16 protein-coding genes are annotated in these 21,033 nt (G+C 67.9%); 1 reads left to right on the forward strand and 15 read right to left on the reverse strand.

Annotated elements, in window-relative coordinates:
* Window position 1: 1 nt before the first annotated feature.
* The 7 genes from carB to G6N57_RS22875 form a co-directional block, all read right to left on the reverse strand.
* A complete protein-coding gene (gene carB / locus G6N57_RS22845) occupies window positions 2-3,355 on the reverse strand; it encodes a carbamoyl-phosphate synthase large subunit (RefSeq protein ID WP_077739263.1) in 3,354 nt (1,117 codons plus the stop codon).
* Complete coding sequence (gene carA, locus G6N57_RS22850) at window positions 3,356-4,519, reverse strand: glutamine-hydrolyzing carbamoyl-phosphate synthase small subunit (RefSeq protein ID WP_077739262.1); 1,164 nt, start codon at window positions 4,517-4,519, stop codon at window positions 3,356-3,358.
* Window positions 4,516-5,016: a PH-like domain-containing protein gene (locus G6N57_RS22855; protein WP_077739261.1), complete on the reverse strand. Its 501-nt coding sequence runs from the start codon at window positions 5,014-5,016 to the stop codon at window positions 4,516-4,518. The genes carA and G6N57_RS22855 overlap by 4 nt, the downstream gene beginning before the upstream one ends.
* Complete coding sequence (locus G6N57_RS22860; protein WP_077739260.1) at window positions 5,013-6,332, reverse strand: dihydroorotase; 1,320 nt, start codon at window positions 6,330-6,332, stop codon at window positions 5,013-5,015. The genes G6N57_RS22855 and G6N57_RS22860 overlap by 4 nt, the downstream gene beginning before the upstream one ends.
* Window positions 6,329-7,285: an aspartate carbamoyltransferase catalytic subunit gene (locus G6N57_RS22865; RefSeq protein ID WP_077739259.1), complete on the reverse strand. Its 957-nt coding sequence runs from the start codon at window positions 7,283-7,285 to the stop codon at window positions 6,329-6,331. The genes G6N57_RS22860 and G6N57_RS22865 overlap by 4 nt, the downstream gene beginning before the upstream one ends.
* Window positions 7,282-7,839 (reverse strand): bifunctional pyr operon transcriptional regulator/uracil phosphoribosyltransferase PyrR, encoded by a 558-nt coding sequence (pyrR, locus tag G6N57_RS22870; RefSeq protein ID WP_070187432.1) that lies wholly within the window; start codon window positions 7,837-7,839, stop codon window positions 7,282-7,284. The genes G6N57_RS22865 and pyrR overlap by 4 nt, the downstream gene beginning before the upstream one ends.
* Window positions 7,840-7,940: 101 nt before the next feature.
* Entirely contained in the window at window positions 7,941-9,287 is a 1,347-nt protein-coding gene (locus G6N57_RS22875; RefSeq protein ID WP_077739258.1) for an MFS transporter, read from the reverse strand.
* Between the two features lie 115 nt (window positions 9,288-9,402).
* Between G6N57_RS22875 and G6N57_RS22880 the strand changes: the two genes are divergently transcribed.
* Window positions 9,403-10,605, forward strand: coding sequence for a serine hydrolase domain-containing protein (locus G6N57_RS22880; RefSeq protein ID WP_077739257.1), 1,203 nt, complete (start codon window positions 9,403-9,405; stop codon window positions 10,603-10,605).
* On the opposite strand, the gene G6N57_RS22885 is transcribed toward G6N57_RS22880, so the two are convergent.
* The 8 genes from G6N57_RS22885 to G6N57_RS22920 all read right to left on the reverse strand — a co-directional run bounded on the left by G6N57_RS22885 (window position 10,602) and on the right by G6N57_RS22920 (window position 21,029).
* Complete coding sequence (locus G6N57_RS22885) at window positions 10,602-11,624, reverse strand: hypothetical protein (protein WP_077739256.1); 1,023 nt, start codon at window positions 11,622-11,624, stop codon at window positions 10,602-10,604. The genes G6N57_RS22880 and G6N57_RS22885 overlap by 4 nt on opposite strands.
* 182 nt (window positions 11,625-11,806) lie before the next feature.
* Window positions 11,807-11,998, reverse strand: coding sequence for a hypothetical protein (locus G6N57_RS22890; protein WP_077739255.1), 192 nt, complete (start codon window positions 11,996-11,998; stop codon window positions 11,807-11,809).
* 55 nt (window positions 11,999-12,053) lie between these two features.
* Complete coding sequence (locus G6N57_RS22895; protein ID WP_097926472.1) at window positions 12,054-14,660, reverse strand: helix-turn-helix transcriptional regulator; 2,607 nt, start codon at window positions 14,658-14,660, stop codon at window positions 12,054-12,056.
* A gap of 87 nt (window positions 14,661-14,747) precedes the next feature.
* Entirely contained in the window at window positions 14,748-15,242 is a 495-nt protein-coding gene (locus G6N57_RS22900) for a DinB family protein (RefSeq protein ID WP_197908746.1), read from the reverse strand.
* 63 nt (window positions 15,243-15,305) lie between these two features.
* Window positions 15,306-17,993 (reverse strand): fumarate reductase/succinate dehydrogenase flavoprotein subunit, encoded by a 2,688-nt coding sequence (locus G6N57_RS22905; protein ID WP_077739253.1) that lies wholly within the window; start codon window positions 17,991-17,993, stop codon window positions 15,306-15,308.
* The gene (locus G6N57_RS22910) at window positions 17,990-18,745 is read right to left on the reverse strand and encodes an ABC transporter ATP-binding protein (protein WP_077739252.1); all 756 of its coding nucleotides are present in this window, start codon (window positions 18,743-18,745) and stop codon (window positions 17,990-17,992) included. Before G6N57_RS22910 ends, G6N57_RS22905 begins: the two co-directional genes overlap by 4 nt.
* A complete protein-coding gene (locus G6N57_RS22915; RefSeq protein WP_077739251.1) occupies window positions 18,742-19,602 on the reverse strand; it encodes an ABC transporter permease in 861 nt (286 codons plus the stop codon). Before G6N57_RS22915 ends, G6N57_RS22910 begins: the two co-directional genes overlap by 4 nt.
* Window positions 19,599-21,029 (reverse strand): ABC transporter substrate-binding protein, encoded by a 1,431-nt coding sequence (locus G6N57_RS22920; protein ID WP_077739250.1) that lies wholly within the window; start codon window positions 21,027-21,029, stop codon window positions 19,599-19,601. The genes G6N57_RS22915 and G6N57_RS22920 overlap by 4 nt, the downstream gene beginning before the upstream one ends.
* Between the last annotated feature and the right edge of the window lie 4 nt (window positions 21,030-21,033).

Raw genomic sequence — 21,033 nt, forward strand, 5'->3', positions numbered from 1 at the left:
GTCAGTGCGATTCCAGCTCGCTGTGCAGTTCCTGCAGTGACATCACTCCGATGTCGCCGCGGATCCCCGCCTCGATGCCCTGCACCGCGGCCGAGGCGCCCTGCACCGTCGTGACGCACGGAATGTTCATCGACACTGCGGCCGAACGGATCTCGTAACCGTCGACGCGAGGCCCGGAGTTTCCGTACGGCGTGTTGATCACCATGTCGACCTCGCCGGCCTTGATGGCGTCGACCGCGGACGGCAGGTCGCGGCTTCCGCTGGGTTGTTCTGAGTGCTTGCGCACCTCGTCGCAGGGAATACCGTTGCGGCGCAGCATCTCCGCGGTGCCTTCGGTGGCCAGCACCCGGAACCCGAGATCAGCAAGGCGCTTGACCGGGAACACCAGCGAACGCTTGTCGCGGTTGGCCACCGACACGAACACGGTTCCCGAGGCCGGCAGCGATCCGTAGGCCGCGGTCTGGCTCTTGGCGAAGGCGGTGCCGAAGTCGTGGTCGATGCCCATCACCTCGCCGGTCGACTTCATCTCCGGTCCCAGCAGCGAGTCGACCTGGGCACCGTCGGCCCGGCGGAACCGGTGGAACGGCAGCACGGCTTCCTTGACCGCCACGGGAGCGTTGCGGGCGATGGTGGCCCCGTCGCTGTTCTTGTTCAGCAGGCCTTCGGCGCGCAGCTCGGCGATGGTGGCGCCCAGCATCACCCGGGCGCAGGCCTTGGCCAGCGGTACCGCGGTGGCCTTGGAGACGAACGGCACGGTACGGCTGGCGCGGGGATTGGCCTCCAGCACGTAGAGGACGTCGTCCTTGAGCGCGTACTGGACGTTGAGCAATCCGACCACGCCGATGCCGTGCGCGATGGCCTCGGTGGCGCGCCGCACGGCTTCGATGTCGCTGCGGCCCAAGGTCACCGGGGGCAGCGCGCACGCCGAGTCGCCGGAGTGGATACCGGCCTCCTCGATGTGTTCCATGATGCCGCCGATGTACACCTCGTTGCCGTCGCACAGCGCGTCGACGTCGATCTCGATCGCGTCCTCGAGGAACCGGTCGACCAGCACCGGATGTTCCGGCGACAGCTGGGTGGCGCGGGCGATGTAGCCCTCCAGGGTGGCCTCGTCGTAGACGATCTCCATGCCCCGGCCGCCCAGGACGTAGGAGGGCCGGACCAGCACGGGGTAGCCGATGTCCGAAGCGATCCGCCGGGCCTGCTCGAAGCTGGTGGCGGTGCCGAAGCGCGGCGCGGGCAGGCCCGCGTTGACCAGCACCTCGCCGAAAAGCCCACGGTCCTCGGCCAGGTCGATCGCATCGGGCCCGGTGCCGACGATCGGGACTCCGGCCTCTTCGAGGCGCTTGGCCAGGCCCAGCGGCGTCTGGCCGCCGAGCTGGACGATGACGCCGACGACACCGGGGCCGGTGCCGTCCTCGCCCTTACCCGAGGCGTCCTCGGCGTAGTAGACCTCCAGCACGTCCTCGAAGGTGAGCGGCTCGAAGTACAGCCGGTCGGCGGTGTCGTAGTCGGTGGACACCGTCTCGGGGTTGCAGTTGACCATCACGGTTTCGAACCCGACCGCGCTCAATGTCGTCGCGGCATGCACACAGCTGTAATCGAATTCGATGCCCTGCCCGATCCGGTTCGGCCCGGACCCCAGGATCAGAACCTTGGGCTTCTCGGTCTGCGGGGCGACCTCGGTCTCCGCGGCGGGATCGAGCTCGTAGCTGCTGTAGTGGTACGGCGTCTTGGCGTCGAACTCGGCCGCGCAGGTGTCGACGGTCTTGTACACCGGGTGGATCCCGAGCCGGCGGCGCAGCGCGCGCAGGCCCGCCTCGCCGGCCAGTTCCGGTCGCAGCGCGGCGATCTGGCGATCCGAGAGGCCGCTGTGCTTGGCCCGGCGCAGCAGCTCGGCGTCGAGCACCGGCGCTTCCAGCAGCTCGACCCGAAGGGCGACCAGGCCGGCGATCTGCTCGATGAACCACGGGTCGACACCGGAGGCCTCGGCCACCTGTTCGACGCTGGCGCCAAGGCGCAGCGCATGTTCGATGTCGTAGAGCCTGCCGTCGACCGGGGTACGCAGGCCGGTCAGCAGCTGCTCGACCGTGACGTCCGGGTCCGGGCCCGTCCAGAATCCGGCCCGGCTGGTCTCCAGGGACCGCATCACCTTGCCGAGGGCCTCGATGAAGTTGCGGCCCAACGACATCGCCTCACCGACCGACTTCATCGTGGTGGTCAGCGTGGCGTCGGCGCCGGGGAACTTCTCGAACGCGAACCGCGGTGCCTTGACCACGACGTAGTCCAGCGTGGGTTCGAAGCAGGCCGGGGTCTCTTTTGTGATGTCGTTGAGGATCTCGTCGAGGGTGTAGCCGATGGCCAGCTTGGCCGCGATCTTGGCGATCGGGAAGCCGGTGGCCTTCGACGCCAGGGCCGACGACCGCGACACCCGCGGGTTCATCTCGATGACGATCAGGCGGCCGTCGCGCGGGTCGATCGCGAACTGGATGTTGCAGCCGCCGGTGTCGACGCCCACCTCGCGCAGGATCGCGATGCCCAGGTCGCGCATCTTCTGGTATTCGCGGTCGGTCAGCGTCATCGCCGGCGCCACGGTCACCGAGTCGCCGGTGTGCACGCCCATGGGATCGAAGTTCTCGATCGAGCAGACCACCACGACGTTGTCGCGGCTGTCGCGCATCAGCTCGAGTTCGAATTCCTTCCACCCGTAGATGGATTCCTCGATCAGCACGTTCGCCGAAGGCGAGGCGGCCAGGCCGTCGCCGGCCATCCGCTCGACGTCTTCTGCCGAGTACGCCATGCCCGAGCCCAGGCCGCCCATCGTGAACGACGGCCGGACCACGACCGGCAGACCGAGGTCGGCCACCGTCTCGCGGACCTCGTCCATCGTGTAACAGACCCGGCTGCGGGCGGATTCGCCGCCGACCTTGGCGACGATGTCCTTGAACTTCTGCCGGTCCTCGCCGCGTTGGATGGCTTCGAAGTCGGCACCGATCAGCTCGACGCCGTAGCGCTCCAGCACACCGTTCTCGTGCAGGGCGACCGCGGTGTTCAGGGCGGTCTGCCCGCCCAGGGTGGCCAGCACGGCGTCGATCTTGTTGCCGCGCTCGGCCTGCTGGGCGATGACCTTCTCGACGAACTCCCAGGTGATCGGCTCGACGTAGGTGTTGTCGGCGTATTCGGGGTCCGTCATGATCGTCGCCGGGTTCGAGTTCACCAGGCTGACCTGGATGCCCTCGGAACGCAGCACCCGGCACGCCTGGGTGCCCGAGTAGTCGAATTCGCAGGCCTGGCCGATGACGATCGGGCCGGACCCGATCACCAGCACGTGGTTGAGGTCAGAGCGACGTGGCATCTACTTGTCTCCTGCCATCAGGTCGACGAACTGGTCGAATAGGTATTCGGCATCGTGGGGCCCTGCCGCGGCCTCGGGGTGGTACTGGACTGAGAACGCTCGTCCGTCGGCCAGCCGGATGCCTTCCACCACACCGTCGTTGGCGCAGGTGTGGCTGACCTCGGCGGTGCCGAAGGGGGTGTCGAACTGCTCCCCCGCCTCGCCCTCGAGTGCGAAGCCGTGGTTCTGGGCGGTGATCGCCACCCGCCCGGTGATGTGGTCGACCACCGGGATGTTGATGCCGCGGTGGCCGAACACCATCTTGTAGGTGGACCGGCCGAGCGCACGGCCCAGGATCTGGTTGCCGAAGCAGATGCCGAACAACGGGATTCCGGCACCGAGCACCTCGCGGGTCACCGCGACGATGTGGTCGGCGGTGGCCGGGTCGCCGGGGCCGTTGGACAGGAACACCCCGTCCGGCTCGAGGTCGGCGATCTGATCGAAGGTCACCGAGGACGGCAGCACGTGGCTGCGGATCCCGCGCCGGGCGAAGTTGCGCGGGGTGTTGGTCTTGATGCCCAGGTCGACGGCCGCGACGGTAAACCGGTGACCGCCTTCGGGTTCGACGATGTAGGAGCTCGCGGTACTGACCTGACCGGCCAGATCCGCGCCCAGCATCGAAGGCTGGTCGAGAACCCGGGCCACCAGTTCGTCGGTGCCGGCCAAGCTTGAGCCGGAGAACACTCCTGCTTTCATCGACCCGCGGGTACGCAGGTGACGCACGACTGCCCGGGTGTCGATTCCGGCGATGCCCACGATCCCCTGCCGGACCAACTCCTCGTCGAGGGTTCCGGTGGCGCGCCAGTTCGACGCGCGCGGTGAGGGATCGCGCACGGCGTAGCCGGCGACCCAGATCTTGTCGTCGCGGCTCTCGCCGTCCTCGGTGTTCCAGCCGGTGTTGCCGATCTGCGGTGCGGTGGCGACCACGATCTGGCCGTGGTAGCTGGGGTCGGTGAGCGTTTCCTGGTAGCCGGACATGCCGGTGGAGAACACCGCCTCGCCGAGGGTCTGGCCTACCGCTCCGAAGGTGGTACCGGTGAAGACGCGCCCGTCCTCGAGTACCAGGACCGCCGTGCCGGATTGGCGGCTCGCCGCCGTGTTGCTCTTGCTCGCGTTGCTCGTCATGCCTCTTCCTCCAGCCAGCGGTCGTACTCTGCGCGATTGTCGGCGCGGAACCCGGTGTCGATCTCGGTGCCAGAGGGCAGCCGCCACCTGATGGCCAGGATCCCGTCGTAAGTAAGTGCCTTGCCTGCGATTCCGCGTTCGGTCCGGATCGCGGTGATCGACTCGGCCGGAATCCAGATCGGTCCGGCGCCGCTGCGCTGCATCATGATTCCCTCGGGGTAACGGGTCAGCACCGCCTTGGTGCGAAAGCCCAGATCCCCCGCTGCGACCTTGTCGTTCCAGTGCGGCACCAGCGTGGTACCGACATACATCCCCTTGGTGGACGGGATGGTCGCCGCGCCGACCGTGTCAGGCAGCGGCGGCAGGGTGCCGATCAGCTCGGCCTGTCGCTGCGCACGATGCAGCCAGCCGCGCATCATCTGCCGGATCAGGAAAGCGATCAGCACTGCCAGCAGGGCCGCCAGCACCAGCGAGGCGATCAGCGTGGGAGTGTTCAATGGGGACACTTCCCGTCGAGCGCCGTGATCTTCCCCCGCAGCAACGTGGCGGTGACCGTCGCAGGCAGCGTCATCGATTCGAATGGCGTGTTGTCCGAGCGGCTGGCCAGCGTGTCGCCTTCGACCGTCCAGGTTGCGTCGGGATCGATCACCGTGAGATTGGCCGGCTCGCCCACCTCCAGCGGTCGGCCCTGATCGGGCAGACCGACGATGGCGGCGGGAGCCTCACTCATCACCTTGGCGACGCCGCGCCAGGTCAGCAGGCCGGGGCGCACCATGGTCTCGACCACCACCGACAGCGCGGTCTGCAGGCCGAGCATGCCCGGCCGGGCCACCGAGAACTCGCAGCACTTCTCGTGATCTGCGTGCGGTGCGTGATCGGTTGCCACGCAGTCGATGACGCCGTCGGCCAGCGCCTGCCGCAGCGCCTCTGCGTCGCCGGCTTCCCGTAACGGCGGGTTGACCCGGTTGCGCCCGTCATAGCTGGCCAGCCGGCCGTCGTCGAGCAGCAGGTGGTGCGGGGTGACCTCGGCTGTGATCGAAATGCCCTGTGCCTTGGCCCATTTGAGCAATTCGACGGTGCCCGCCGTGGACGCGTGGCAGATGTGCACGCGGGCACCGGCATCGCGGGCCAGGATCGCATCCCTGGCGACGATCGACTCCTCGGCCGACCGCGGCCAACCCGCCAGTCCGAGCTTGGCAGCGTTGGGCCCCTCGTGTGCGACGGCACCGACGGTCAGACGGGGCTCTTCGGCATGCTGGGCGATGAGCACCCCGAGGCCGGTGGCGTACTCCAACGCCCGCCGCATGACCAGCGGATCGTCGACACACAGACCGTCGTCGGAGAACATCCGGACCTGGCCGACGCCGTCTGCCATCAGGCCCATCTCGGTGAGCTGCTTGCCTTTCAAGCCCACGGTCACCGCGCCGACCGGATGCACGTCGACCAGACCGACCTGCTGTCCGCGGTTCCACACGTGGTCGGTGACCACCGCGGTATCGGCGACCGGATCGGTGTTGGCCATCGCGAACACCGCGGTATAGCCCCCGAGTGCCGCGGCAGCCGAACCGGTTTCGATGTCCTCGGCGTATTCCCGGCCCGGTTCGCGCAGGTGGGTGTGCAAGTCGACGAACCCCGGCAGCAGCACCTGCCCGGTCGCGTCGATCTCCTCGGCACCCTCGGGAGCCTTGAGAGCAGTACCGATCTCGGCGATCTGCCCGTCGGCGACCAAAACGTCGAGCGCGTCGCCCTCGCCGTAGAGGCGTACGCCGCGGATCAGGACCGGCGGGTTCGAGTGTGCGCTGTGTTTCGTCATACGCTGATCGCCTCCCGATCGGCACCCACCATCAGATGGAACAGCACCGCCATCCGCACGTGGACACCATTTGAAACCTGTTGCAGAACAGCCGATTGCGAGGAGTCAGCGACTGGGAACGCGATCTCCATGCCACGCAGCATCGGCCCCGGATGCAGCACAACGGCATTGCCGGGCAGCATGGCCTGACGCTTCTCCGACAGCCCGTAGCGCACCGAGTACTCGCGCGCGGACGGGAAGAACGCTCCGTTCATCCGCTCGGCCTGGACCCGCAGCATCAACACCGCGTCGGCGGCGGGCAATTCGGCGTCGAGGTCGTGCGACACGGTGACCGGCCACCCGGACACCCCGACCGGCAGCAGCGTCGGCGGCGCGACCAGCACCACCTCGGCCCCCAGGGTGGCCAGCAGTGTCACGTTCGACCGGGCCACCCGGCTGTGCAGCACGTCGCCGACGATCACCACACGCTTGCCCTCGACCGAGCCCAGCCGCTGGCGGATGGTCAGGGCGTCGAGCAGCGCCTGGGTGGGATGTTCATGCGTACCGTCGCCGGCGTTGATGACGCTGGGTCCGCCGCCGCCGTCCTCGGCAGTCCATTCGGCGAGTTGCTGCGCCGCACCCGAAGCGGGGTGGCGGATGATCAGCGCATCGGCTCCGGCAGCCCGCAGGGTCAGCGCGGTGTCACGCAGCGACTCCCCTTTGGCCACAGAGGATCCCGAGGAACTGACGTTGATCACGTCCGCGCTCATCCACTTGCCCGCGACTTCGAACGACACCCGGGTCCGGGTCGAGTTTTCGTAGAACATCGTGATGACGGTGCGGCCGCGCAACGTCGGCAGCTTCTTGACTTCCCGGCCCAGCAGTGCCTCGCGGAAGCGGTCGGCGTCATCGAGGATCGCCGTCGCGTCATCACGGCTGAGGTCACCCGCCGACAAGAGATGACGTGTCGTCACTTTGAAATCACCACCCCATCACGATCGTCATCCTCGGACAGCAGCACATGGACACTCTCGGTGCGGGAGGTCGGCACGTTCTTGCCGACGTAATCGGCGCGGACCGGCAGTTCCCGGTGCCCGCGGTCGACCAGCACCGCCAGCTGCACCACCCGCGGGCGGCCGATGTCGCGCAGGGCATCCAGCGCCGAGCGAACCGAACGCCCGGAGTACAGAACGTCGTCGACGAGGATCACCACGGCGTCGTCGATACCGCCGGGCGGGATCGACGTGGCCGCCAGCGGTCGCGGCGGCTTGAAGTTGAGGTCGTCGCGGTAGAGCGTGATATCCAGGGCACCGACCGGCAACGCCACATCGGCGAACTCGTTGATCTTGGCTGCCAACCGTTTGGCGAGGGTCACACCGCGAGTGGGGATACCCAGTAGGACGACCCGCTCACGTTCGGCGGGATCGTCGAGAGCCGTCTTCTCGATGATCTGATGGGCGATCCGGGAAATGGTGCGGCCGACGTCCGCCGCAGACAACAATTCCCGGTCGGTACCTGAAGAGCCCATGAGGTGACTCTGACCTCCTTCTCCGCCTCTCTGGACGGATCGTTAAAGGACGTCGAACTGCACGGCAGCTTAGCAGGCCGCAAACCTGCGGCCCGCGACGGTCACCGCGCAGAGTCACTCAGGACGGCGTCCAGTTCGGTTCCCTTTGTCTCGGGTAGCAGCACGGTCGAGATGATGCTGACGACGACGAACGCCGCCATCATCGCCCCAACAGCCCAGCTCCCCAGCGTGGCCACCAAGACTCCGGCGACCAACGGCGGAATCGCCCCGCCCACGATGCCTGCCAGGTTGAACGCGAGACCCGCGCCGGTGTAGCGGTAGCGGGTGGCGAAGATCTCAGGCAGGAATGACCCGATGGGGCCGTAGGACAGGCCGAAGATGCAGAAGATGCCGGCGATCGCCACCGCGAAACCCACCGGGGAGCCGGAGTCGATCAGCGGCATCACCACGAACGCCCAGGGCAACGCGAGCCCGAAGCCGGCGAGGATGACGCGGCGCCGGCCATAGCGGTCGCAGAGCACCGCCGAGATCGCCGAGAACGCCATGAGTGCGACGCCGGCGAGCACCCCGACGCCGAGGATCAGGCTGCGCGGGTGCCCGACGCGGGTGCTGGCGTAGCTCATCAGGTAGGTGCCGCCGAGGAAGCTCATGGTGAAGATGCCCACCATGCATCCCGCCGCGAGGGCCACCTGTTTGGTCTGGGTGCGGAACAGCTCGGCCAGCGGCGCCTTGGGCACCCCACCGGCCACCTGCTCGCGGGCGAAGACGGGCGTCTCGTCGATGCTCAATCGCACATACAGCGCCACGATCAGCAGGACAGCGCTGAACAGGAACGGCAGCCGCCAGGCCCAGTCCAGGAACATCGCGCTCTTCTCACCGATGGTCACACTGACGATGAAGACCACCAGGTTGCTCACCGCGAGCCCGGCGCCCGCGCCGAGCTGGGTGAACATCCCGTACATGCCGCGCTTGCCGACTGGCGCGTACTCGGCGCTCAGTAGCGCCGATCCCGCCCATTCCCCGCCGACGGCGAAGCCCTGCAACAACCGGAGCACCAGCAGGATGATCGGTGCGGCGATACCGATCGTCGCGGCGCTGGGCACCAATCCGACGCAGACGGTCGACAGACCCATGATCAACAGGGTCGCGATCAGAGTCTTCTTGCGGCCCAATCGATCTCCGAAATGACCGAATACCGCGGCACCGATCGGACGGGACAGGAAGGCGACCGCGAAGGTTCCCAGTGACGAGATCGTGGCCATCGTCGACCCCATGTTCGGGAAGAAGACGTGAGGGAAGATCAACGCAGCGGCGGTGCCGTAGATGTAGAAGTCGTAGAACTCGATCGCCGTGCCGACGAAGCTGGCGAACGCCACCCGCCGCATCGGGTTGGGCTCGGCGCCGGGTGCCGGGCTCGGTTCGTTCTCGACCTGGTCCTGCTGGGTCATGGGCCTCTTCTCACGCCGTGTTCGCCAGAGAAGTATCACCCAATCCACGGCGGAACTTGTCGGGAACGCACGGTGAGACGCCACGGGCGGGCGGTCGCCCGCTAGCCTGGCGCGGGTGAACCTCGACGGCAATCAGACGTCCATCCGTGAGGCCATCGACGCCGGGCTGCTGGCCGGCGCGGTCACCCTGGTGTGGCAGGCGGGCCAGGTCCTGCAGGTGAACGCACTCGGTCACCGCGATGTCGACGCCGGGTTGCCGATGCAGCGCGACACCATCTTCCGGATCGCCTCGATGACGAAGCCCGTGACGGTGGCGGCGGCGATGGCGCTGGCCGAGGAAGGCAAGCTGGCCCTGAACGAGCCGGTGACGAAGTGGCTGCCGGAGCTGGCGGACATGCGGGTGCTGCGCGAACCCCGCGGACCGCTGGACCGCACCGAGCCCGCGCGCCGGCCCATCACGTTCGACGACCTGATGACCCACCGCAGTGGCCTGGCCTACGTGTTCTCGGTGCTGGGTCCGCTCGCGTCGGCGTACGGAAAGTTGTCGCTGCGGCAGGATCAGGACCGTTGGCTGACCGAGGTCGCCAAGCTGCCGCTGGCCCACCAGCCCGGCGAGCGCATCACCTACAGTCACTCCACCGACGTGCTGGGAATCGCGCTGTCCCGGATCGAGGGCAAACCGCTGTCCCAGGTGCTGTCCGAGCGCATCTTCGGCCCTCTCGGCATGGCCGACACCGGCTTCTCCGTCGACGCGGCCGGTCGACGGCGCGCGGCGACGATGTACCAGCTCACCCCCGACAACAAGCTGACCCACGACGTGATGGGTCCCGCGCCGATCACCGATCCCCCGTTCTGCACGGGTGGCGCCGGGCTGTTCTCCACTGCCGACGACTATCTGAAATTCGCCCGGATGTTGTTGGCGGGCGGCACGGTCGACGGCGTGCGCGTGCTGTCCGAGGAGTCGGTCCGCGTGATGCGTACCGACCGGCTCACTGCCGAACAGAAGCAGTTTCAGTTCCTCGGAGCACCGTTCTGGATCGGGCGGGGCTTCGGTCTGAACCTGTCGGTGGTGACCGATCCGGAGAAATCGCGCATGGTGTTCGGCCCGGGCGGGCTGGGTACCTTCAGCTGGCCAGGCGCCTACGGCACCTGGTGGCAGGCCGACCCCTCGGCGGATCTGATCCTGATCTACCTGATCCAGAACCATCCGAACCTGTCGGTGGACGCCGCCGCCGTCAGCGGCAACACGTCGACGGCGAAACTCCAGACCGCACAACCCAGATTCGTCCGCCGCACGTATCAGGCACTCGAGATCTAGTCCTGAGCCGGCTGCGCGTTCGAGTCTCCTTCGTCTGTGCCGGCCTTGTCCGCGCCGGTGAGCTTCTTGACCGCCCTGTCGACGTGGGTGCCGAGGTCGTTCACCGCGGTCCGTAGCCCAGTACCGGAATCCTTGAGTCCTGCCCGGATTTTGGTGTGTCCACCGACGACACCGGGCGCCACCTTGTTTCCGCCTTTGGTCGAGTTCGCCAGCCGGTCGACGAGTTTGGGCGTGCGAGGAGCACGAGGTTCGTCCACATCGTGTGGTGCGGTGTCGAGGGTGACGGCGTCGGCCTGCTCGATCTCGGTGCTGTTCACCTCGACACCCGACTTCAATTGCTGCACAAAGGGTTGCGACTGACTCGGGTACACGGCGTTGTAGACCGCGACCTGCAGCTTCTGAACCTGCCGAACCACGGGCATGATCAACCCCTCGTCGACCGCATCACCGATGTCGGGATCGCCGCCGATCGGTGCGGGAAGGCCGTTGTTGAGCCCGATTCCGACGATCACCGGCAGCGTGAAGATCGGCTGTACCACTTCGTTCGCCAGCACGATCCGCACCGAATCGACCAGCGGTACGCCGTCCATCACATCCTTGACGACATCCAGCGGCGCGCCGATCAGATCGATCGCCTGCCCGGCTCCGGCGGCGACCGCCAACACCAGCACATCCCCAAGGCCGATGTGCGCCAGGGATTGGACTTCCGCACCTGTCACGGCGACGATCAGGTTCGCGGCGCCGTTGGCCGTACCCACTATGCCTGTGCGCAGGTGGACGACGGTGTCGTAGAACGCTTGATCCAACGGCAGTGAGCCGCCGGCGATATCGTCCAGTTGTCCCACAACCGCGGCCAACGCCTGAGGGCCCGAGCTGAGCAGGAGCTGGAGTGCTTGGGCCGCCGCTGCCAGATCCGGAATACCCAGCGTCGTCAACTGCAGCTGCGCATGATCGACGATGCGCGGTGCCGCTACGTGCACATCCGGCACGGCCTGCGGTGGCGCCAGGAGCGGGCTCATTGCGATGACGCCTGCCCCCGTGAGGGCGATTCCAGTGGTGACATATGGACGAAGTACCGAATACACGCTGCCCCCTGAGGTCGTTGAGACGATGTGACGCCGACGGAATCCTGTCCGCAGGCAGGGGGTGCGGGCTGGGGTAGTTCACTACCCCACTTCGGTTCGCCGACTCGACATTCACCTCATGGGCGCTGCGCGGCCGCCAGTTTGGCCTCGGCGATCCGGTAGAGACCGTCGAGTGCGGAGTCTTCGATGCTGAGGTATTCGCACACGACATCGCGTGCGACCCCGGCGTCGCGCAGGCGTAGGGCCAGCGAGTACGGCAATGGCAGTGCTCGCAGTGCCTGCTCGCGTACCTCGCCCTCGTCGGCCATGCGATTCAGGATGCGACGGTCCAGCCGAACCGGAGCGAGTAGCCAGATACTCGAATCAGCGGTGCCGTCGAGGCAGGAGCGCGATCAGCTCGGCCCGGGTGGATACCCCGGTTTTCGCCATGGCGCGGTAGATGTGTCCCTCGACGGTGCGCACGGACAACCGCAACCGCTCGGCGATGGCCCGGCTGGACAGCCCCGCGCCGATCAGCATGGCGATCTCGCGTTCCCGGTCGGTCAACGGCAGGCGTTCCGCGGCGGCGAGCAGCGCGGGCGTGGCCGCACCGCCGCAGGACTCCCCCAGCGCGGTGGCTCTGGCCGCCGACGCCATCGCCGAGCCGCGCATGTCTTTGCGGCGGTACGCCGCGGCCGCCAAACCCGCTGCGTCAGCCGCCGCCACCAGATCTCCGAAATTCTCGAATTCGATTGAGACCGTTGCCAACCCATCTCCGTCGTCGCGGGCGAGGGCACGTGACAGCGCGGCGGCGGCACGAACCCGCGGCCCCTCGACCAGACCGGTCAGCTCGTCGAGCCGGTGTGTGCGTGAATGGTCACCGAACTGCGCCGCGATCTGTAGGCACCACCCTTCGGCGGCCAGTTGCCCGTTGGCCCCGGCGGTGTCGGCCGCGGCGTGCGCGATCTCGACGGCCTCGGATACCGCGCCCTGGGTCGCGGCGACCCAGGCCCGGACCAGCGTGTGCTCGTAGGCGAGATAGCGCCAGCTGGCGTGGCGGCATTCGTCGAGTTCGGCCAGGGCGGTGTCGCCTGCGAGACCCCGGATGGCAAGTGCGGTGACCCGGGGCAGGTGAAAGCGGTAGCCGAACCCGTTTGTCTCCCCGGCGGCCCGCATCATCTCGACCGCCGGATCCAACAGTTCGGCCGCGGCTCCGAGGGCGCCGGCGCCTGCGGCGGCACGACCTGCCAGTGCGGCAGCGAACAGTGGTGCCGCGCCGGGCCGCTCGGCGGCTCGCCGGCTCAGCTGCTCGGCCTCCTCACGCGCCTCACGGATCCGCCCGGCCAGCAGCAACGCACCGATGTGGGCGTCGGCGATGACGAATCGGGTGTGCGCCGCATCAAACGAATTGTCCGTGATGCGATACCCGGCGTGCGCCGCCGTGACGGCCTCGTCGGCGCGGCCGGCATCACCACCCGATGCGGCCACCGCCCATGCGGTCACCGCCCCCACGATGGCGGGCAGAGCGTCCAGATCCAGTCCGTCGGAAGCTGCGCCGGCCCGTTCAGGATCGCCCATCGCAGCCCAGTACACGGTGTAGAACGCGTCGATGGCGGCACGGGACTCTGCCGGGATGCCGACCGCCGCATCGTCGATGTGCCGCTTGGCGCCCGTCGGGTCGGCGAGCGACCACAGCATGTTCGAGGCCCGCAGGAACGCCAGCCGGGCCCGCCCGTCGTCGGTGAGCTCGGAGGTGTCGATGGCGTCGAGCACGGCGTCCGATTCCTCGCCCCGGCTGAGCCACGACAAGGCATGAGCTCGGATGAATTTCGCCTCCGCGTCCGCGCCCGCCGCGATTGCCCCCTGCGCCAGCCGGTCGGCCAGGGCCAGATCGGACAACCACACCGCGCCCTGCGCGGCGCGGGTCAGCAACTCGGGATCGGGCGGTAGATCCGAGTCGAGCATCAGCGTGGCCCGCCGGACCACCACCCGCATGGCATCGCGGTCCTCCCGATCCCCGAGGGCGTTCGCCACCAGCCCCCGCAGCCGACGCAATCGAGAACCCGGCACCCGGTTGCGTCGCACCTCCGCGTACAGCGGATGGGCGACACGAACCTCGCGGTCGGCGGAATCGATGGTGATCAGCCCCCGCGACTCGGCGGCAGCCACTGAATCGGCATCGGTGATCGCGGTCAGCCGGTCCAACTGAATCGGCTCGGCCACCGCCAGGACATCGACGACTTCGCTCACTGCCGGCGGCAGCGCGCCGATCCGTGTCTCGATCAGTTCGACCAATCCGGGTGGCATCACCGGGTCTCCGGTCCACTGCCAGGATCCGTCCCGGCAGGCAAGGCGGCCTTGAGCGACTTCCTGTTCGACGATGTTGCGCAGGTAGAGCACGTTGCCCCTGGTGAGGCGCCACAACCGTTGCGCTGCATCGGCATCGAGAGGTCCACCGAGCGCGGCCGCCAGCAACTGGGCCGACTCGTCACGGGACAACGGCTGCAGGTCCAGCCGCTCGAACCGGCCACGGTCACAAGCCGTCAGCACCTCGGCCGGTACCGGCGTACCGGTACGCACTGTCAGCAGGAGCTTGGCGGCCCGGCGCTGCACGATCTGCTGCAACACGAAACCCGACAGGCCATCGAGCAGGTGCGCGTCGTCGACACAGACCAGCACCGGCCGGCCGTCAGAAGTGGAGGTCAGGCCCTCGAGTACCCGGCCCACCAGCGCCACGCTGTCGGCGTCCGAGGTTCCCACCCATCGCGCGAACGTCCCCAGCGGCAGGGCGCGGGCCGCTGATGTCCCGACCGTCCAGCGGGTTTCGTAGCCGTCGCCGCCCGCCGTCGAGAGCGCCTCACGGGCGATACGGCTCTTGCCGACCCCGGCGGTCCCGTAGATCACGATGCCGGACAGGTCGGTGGAGTCCAGCGCGGCGTCGATCAGCCGGGTCTCCTCCAACCGCCCCGTCAGCGGCCAAGCGAGTCGCACGCATCGAGATTAGGCCCAGGACCGGTCGTTAGCAGCGTTAACGACGAACTTCCACACTGCCGGCATGCGGGCCGACCCGATGCCTGGTCAGCGGCCCGTCGTCCCGTCGATCAGTTCGCGCAGAATGTCGGCGTGACCAGCGTGGCGGCCGGTCTCTTCGATCATGTGGGTGAGCGCCCAGCGGACAGTGGGCGCGGACCGTCCCGAAGGCGACCGGGGAACCGGCGCCCCGAGGTCGGTACAGCCGTCGAGCACCTCGTTGGCGCGCTCGACGGCGTCCCGGTAGCGGGCCACCACATCGGCAACGGCGTCCGACGGGTCGACCGTGAATGTCGCCGGCCAGTCGGTGACGTCGTCACCGAGAAAAATCCACCGTTCGACGTTGGTCAGGTGATTCAGCAGGCCGAGCAGCGTTGTGCCCGATGGCACCGGCGACGACCGGGCCATCGGTTCGGGCGCACCGTCGACCTTCGCGGCGATCGATGTGCGGAGGTAATCGAGAAACCCCCGGAGAACCTCGGTTTCGGTGTTCGCGGTCCGCGGCGGCGGATTATCGTGCCTCCTGCGCTGGTCTGTGTGCACGATGCCCAGTATCAGCGCGGCCGCGCCCTACGGCACGGATCTTGCTGTCCGGGCAAATGCGGCTCAGCCGGCGAGGGCCTGGCGCGCATACGCCCGGACGTCGGCGTCACTGTCCTCCAGCGCCACGGTCAGGGCCTGCCGCGCGGTCGATTCCGAATTCGCCCACCGGCTCAGGCTCAGCACCGCGGCCTTGCGCACGTCGAGATGCTGGTCGTCGAGCGCCCGCGTCAGGGTAGGTACCGCCACCTCCGGAAGGGCCCCGGCCAACGCCCGGGCTGCGCCCTGACGGATCTGCCAGGCCGACTCGGTGAACGCCTTCTCGACGCTGACCACGTCGTCGTCGGTGCAGCCGACGGCGCCGAGCGAAGCCAGGGCCGCCGCCCGGACCAGCGGGTCGGGGTCGTCCAGGGCCACGCGCACCGCATCGGCACCGGCGCGCAGGGTGGCCAGCCCACCGACCGCGGCGATCCGCACTTCCCGGTTCTCGTCGGAGGTGGCGGCCGCGACCCCGGCGTCGTCGTCGACGGACACGAGGGCCCGGACCGCCTCGATCCGTACCCGGTGGTCGGCATCGGTCGATGCCACCCGGTACGCCTGGCCGTTGCCGACGCGTCGGGAGCTCAGCAGATACACCGTGACGGCCCGCACCACCGGGTCTGCGGAGTGCAGTCGGTCGGCGAAAGCCTCCGGATCGGGAAGGACCTCGACGAGTTCACGTACCGCGTCAGCGGTTTCGCGCCGCACTCCGGCGTCGTCGTCGGCCAATGCGGCCACCAGCGCGGGTTGGTAGCCGTCGGGCAGATGCTCGACGAGGGTGGCGACCGCGGTTCGGCGCACGCCGGCATCCGCATCGGCCAGGTAGGCGCTCAGATCCTCCAGTGCGGGCTCCTCCAGTGCCAGGACCGCGGCGATACGCGGTGACGGAGGCTGCCCGGACCCGGCGTCGCGGACCCTGGAGCGTTCGGCGGCGGGCGCGCGGCCCCCGTGCAGGTGAGGCTGTTCGACGGCGGTCACCGGGTCTTGCGAAGTCAGATGGTCCAGCTCTGGCACCGCGACGAAATACGGTGCCACCGGCCGCTTCACGAACTTCATCGCCCCGTCGGCGTCCTTGTAGAGGTTGAGGTGATAGCGCCATTGCGCATCGTCGCGCTCCGGCAGGTCAGCCCGTTCGTGGTACAGCCCCCAGCGTGATTCGGTCCGGGTCAGCGAGGAACGGGCGGCCATCTCCGCGCAGTCTCGGATGAAGGACACCTCTGCCGCACGCATCAACTCGTGCGGTGTGCGCGCCCCGATGCCCTCGACCTCGGTCGCCATCCGCTCGAAGGTCTGCACTGCGATCGACAGCTTGGTGGCGGTCTTCGGCGGTGCCACATAGTCGTTGACGAACCGCCGCAGCTTGAATTCGACCTGCGGTTGCGGCGGGCCGTCCGGGTGGCGCAGCGGACGGTAGATGAGCTCGTGCGCGTCGGCCACCTGGTCGGCCGGAAGGTCAACCGGTGCAGCCACGTCCGAAAGGGTCGACGCGGCATGTTCGCCGGCGAGATCACCGTAGACGAAGGCGCCGATCATGTAGTTGTGCGGCACACACGCCAGGTCCCCGGCCGCATACAGTCCGGGAACCGTGGTGCGGGCATGCTCGTCCACCCACACCCCGGATGCGGAATGACCTGAGCACAAACCGATCTCGGAGATGTGCATCTCGATATCGTGGGTGCGGTAGTCGTGCCCGCGATTGGCGTGGAACGTTCCCCGGGTGGGTCGTTCCGTGGTGTGCAGGATGTTCTCCAGGGTGGTCAGCGTTTCATCCGGCAGATGGCTGACCTTCAGGTAGATCGGCCCCCTGGCGGATTCGATCTCCTCCTTGACCTCGGCCATCATCTGACCCGACCAGTAGTCGGAGTCGACGAACCGCTCCCCCAACGCATTGACCTGGTATCCGCCGAATGGGTTGGCCACATACGCACACGCCGGACCGTTGTAGTCCTTGATCAGCGGATTGACCTGGAAGCACTCGATTCCGGATAGCTCGGCCCCGGCGTGGTAGGCCATGGCGTAGCCGTCACCGGCGTTGGTGGGGTTCTCATAGGTGCCGTACAGATACCCCGAGGCGGGCAGCCCAAGGCGGCCGCAGGCACCCGTGGACAGGATCACGGCCTTGGCCGCCACGGTGACGAATTCCCCGGTGCGGGTGTTGAATGCGGCCGCACCAACGGCCCTTCCGCCTTGGGTCAGCACGCGCACCGGCATGAACCGGTTCTCGATGCGGATCTTCTCGCGCATCGAGCGTTGCCGCAGCACCCGATACAGCGCCTTCTTGACGTCCTTGCCCTCTGGCATCGGCAGCACGTAGGAGCCGGAGCGGTGCACGCGCCGCACGGCATACTCACCGTGCTCGTCCTTCTCGAACTTCACGCCGTACCGTTCCAGCCGCTGCACCATGGCGAATCCACGGGTCGCGGTTTGATAGACGGTGCGCTGGTTGACGATTCCGTCGTTGGCCCGGGTGATCTCGGCGACGTAGTCCTCGGGCTCGGCCTTGCCGGGGATGACGGCGTTGTTGACGCCGTCCATGCCCATCGCCAACGCACCGGAATGCCGCACGTGGGCCTTCTCCAGCAGCAGCACCTGGGCACCGTTCTCGGCGGCGGTCAACGCCGCCATCGTGCCCGCGGTGCCGCCGCCGATCACCAGTACGTCGCAGTCGATCCGGATCGCGTTTGAAACATCGGGAATCTCGGTCAGTTCGGTCATCGTTGCTCCAGGGCGGCAATGATCTCGGCGCGCAGCGCGGATCGTTCGGGATGGTCGGTTCTGGGCTGGGCCACCTCGATCAGGGCACGTAACGGCTGTCCGGCGCGACCGAGCACCGCAACGCGGTCACCGAGGGTGAGGGCTTCATCGACGTCGTGGGTGACGAACACGATCGTCGTCGGATGCGCGCGCCAGGTGTCGATCAACAGCCGCTGCATGGCCGCCCGGGTCTGGGTGTCCAGCGCGGCGAACGGCTCGTCCATCATCACCGCACGCGGTGCACCGGCCAGGCCGCGGGCCAGCTGCACCCGCTGCCGCATGCCGCCGGACAGGTTCTTCGGCAGGAAGTCGGCGAACCCGGCCAGTCCGACCTCGTCGATCCAGCGATCCGCCCGCTCGCGACGCGTCGCTTTCGGCTCGCCGCGCAACTGCAGGGCCAGTTCGATATTGGACCGCACCGTGCGCCACGGCAGCAGCGCGCTGTCCTGGAACACCATGCCGCGGTCGCGCGAGGTGGTGGTGACCGGGTCACCGTCGGCCAGCACCCGGCCACCGTCGGGTCGCAGCAGTCCGGTCAACGCACGCAACAACGTGGACTTGCCGCAGCCCGACGGACCGGTGAGCACCAGGATCTCACCTGGCTCGACGGTGAGGCTCAGGTTGTCGATCACCGGAGCACCGGTGTAGGACAACCGGATTCGGTCAAGTTCCAATCTCATCCCGGAGGCGGTGGCGGTCGCGGTGGGACTCATCGCGTCGACTCCTCACCACGCGGCAGCCAGCGGGTGGCCCGGCGGCCGATCAGTTCGACCGCCGCGGCGGTCACGAAACCGAGGACACCGATCGTGATGATGCCGACGAACACGTCGGGATAGTTCAGCACCGTGTACGCCTGCCAGGTGCGATAGCCCACACCGAGACGGCCCGAGATCATCTCGGCCGAGACCACGCAGATCCAGGCCACTCCCATGCCGACCGAGAGCCCGCCGAACAGCCCGGGCAGGATGCCGGGGAGGACGACCTGGCGCAGCACGTCGAGGCGACCGCCACCGAGGGTGCGCACCGAGTCCTCCCAGATGGTCGGCAAGGCGCGCACCGCATGCCGGACGCTGACCATGATCGGGAAATAGGCGGCCAGGAACGTGATGAACACGATTCCCGCCTCGTCGCTGGGGAACAGCAGGATCGCCACCGGCACCATGGCGATCGCCGGGATCGGCCGGGCCAGTTCGGTGAGCGGGCCGAAGATGTCGGCGAACAAGGCGGTGCGCCCCAACAGGATTCCGGTGATCACGCCGACGACCGCGGCGATCCCGAACCCGGTGAGAATCCGGATCAGCGACTGACCGAGATCCAGCCAGTACTCCGGTGCGCCCAGCCGATTAACCAGGGCGGCGGTGATCTCGGTGACCGTGGGCAGGGTGTCGAACCGTAGGCCCAGTCGCACGTCGTTCGCGGTCAGCAACTGCCACAGGACGATTGCGCTGACCACCGACGCCAGCCGGACCAGACGATGCGGCCAGACCGAAGGCGCGGGCCGGGCGCGCTCGGTCTCGGGTACGGCTGAGAGTTCGGTGGCCGTGACCGGGACGGCGTCGGTGGTGGTCATACCGCACCCGCCAACGCTTGCCGGTAGTCCACGATCGCGGCGCCGGGATGCGCGGCGGTGTAGCGTTCGGCGCCGGCCTGGGTGCCGAACGGAAGGTATCCCTCGGCGCCGCCTGCGGGCAGGCGCACCCACACGGACTTGTCGGCGAACCACCGGGTGCCGAACTCGGCGTCGGAGATGTAGGCGGCGCGGATTTTCTTGCCGTCCCCTTCAGCCTGGCGGATCGCCTTGAGCAGGCAGACCGGCGTGGCGGCCGCGGTGGTGGTGTCCGATCCGTCGAGCCAGAGTTCGCCTGCGGTGGCGGGATTGTCGACGGCGGTCTGGCACACCGGGTCGGTGCCGCTCAACGCCGAAGGGTTGGCGCTCGAGTTCAGCGCCTTGTCGTAATCCTGGCCGCGAGCGGAGTACGCGGCCCGCAGCGGACCGTCCTGCACGAAACCGGCCACGTCGAGGTCGGCAAAGTTGTCGATCGACTTCAGATAGGGCACATCGCCTTTGAGCGCGGCTACCAGCGAAGGCTTGAGCGTGGTGTCGAACGAGGTGCCGCCCGGCCCGTTGTAGAGGTAGACGACCTCCTGCGGCAGACCGCTGCCCTCGGCCACCACGCGGGCCGCCTCCAACGGCTTGGTGTTGAGGAAATCGGTGGCATCCAGCTGCGCCTGGAGGAACGCGTCGAGCACCTCCGGGTGCTCAGCCGCATACGCCCTGCGCACCACCACGCCGTGCAAGGTCGGGTAGTTCAGTTCGGCCCCGTCGTACAACAGCTTGGCCTTGCCCTGATGGACCAGCAGGCCCGGCCAGGCCACGAACTGCGAAAGCGCCTGGACCTGACCGGATTCCAGCGCGGAAGCACCGACCTGAGGTTGCTGGTTGAGCACCTCCACACCGGTCTTGGCATCGACGCCGGCCTTGCCGAGGGCCTGCACCAGCATGCCGTGGCCCGCCGAACCGACGCTCGCCGAGACCTTCTTTCCCGCCAGATCGGTCAACGACTTGGCCGGCGAATCAGGTGCCACCACAACCATGTTCAGCGCGCCCTTCGGGTTGTACCCGGTGACCGAAACGATCTCGGTCTTGGCGCGTTCGTTGGCCTGGGTCTTGGATCCGTTGATGAGCATCGGGTAGTCGCCCATCGAGCCGATGTCGATCTTCTCCGCCACCATCTGCGCGGTGATCGGGGCGCCGGTGTCATAGTCCTGCCACGTCACGTTGTACTTGGTGCCGGTGCGGGTGGTGATGTCGGCCAGCCGGCGTTCCAGATACCCCTGGGCGCGCAGCAACGTGCCTGCGGTGACGGTGTTGATGGTCTTGGACTGGTAGCCGACGACGACGTCGACAGTGTCGGCAGACTTCGTCGCCGAATCGAGAGAGCATCCGGCCGCGGCGAGGGTCAGACCGGCGGTCAGGGCGATCAGGGCTGTTTTCACTTGG

It is taken from the genome of Mycolicibacterium boenickei, assembly GCF_010731295.1.
GTDB lineage: Bacteria > Actinomycetota > Actinomycetes > Mycobacteriales > Mycobacteriaceae > Mycobacterium > Mycobacterium boenickei.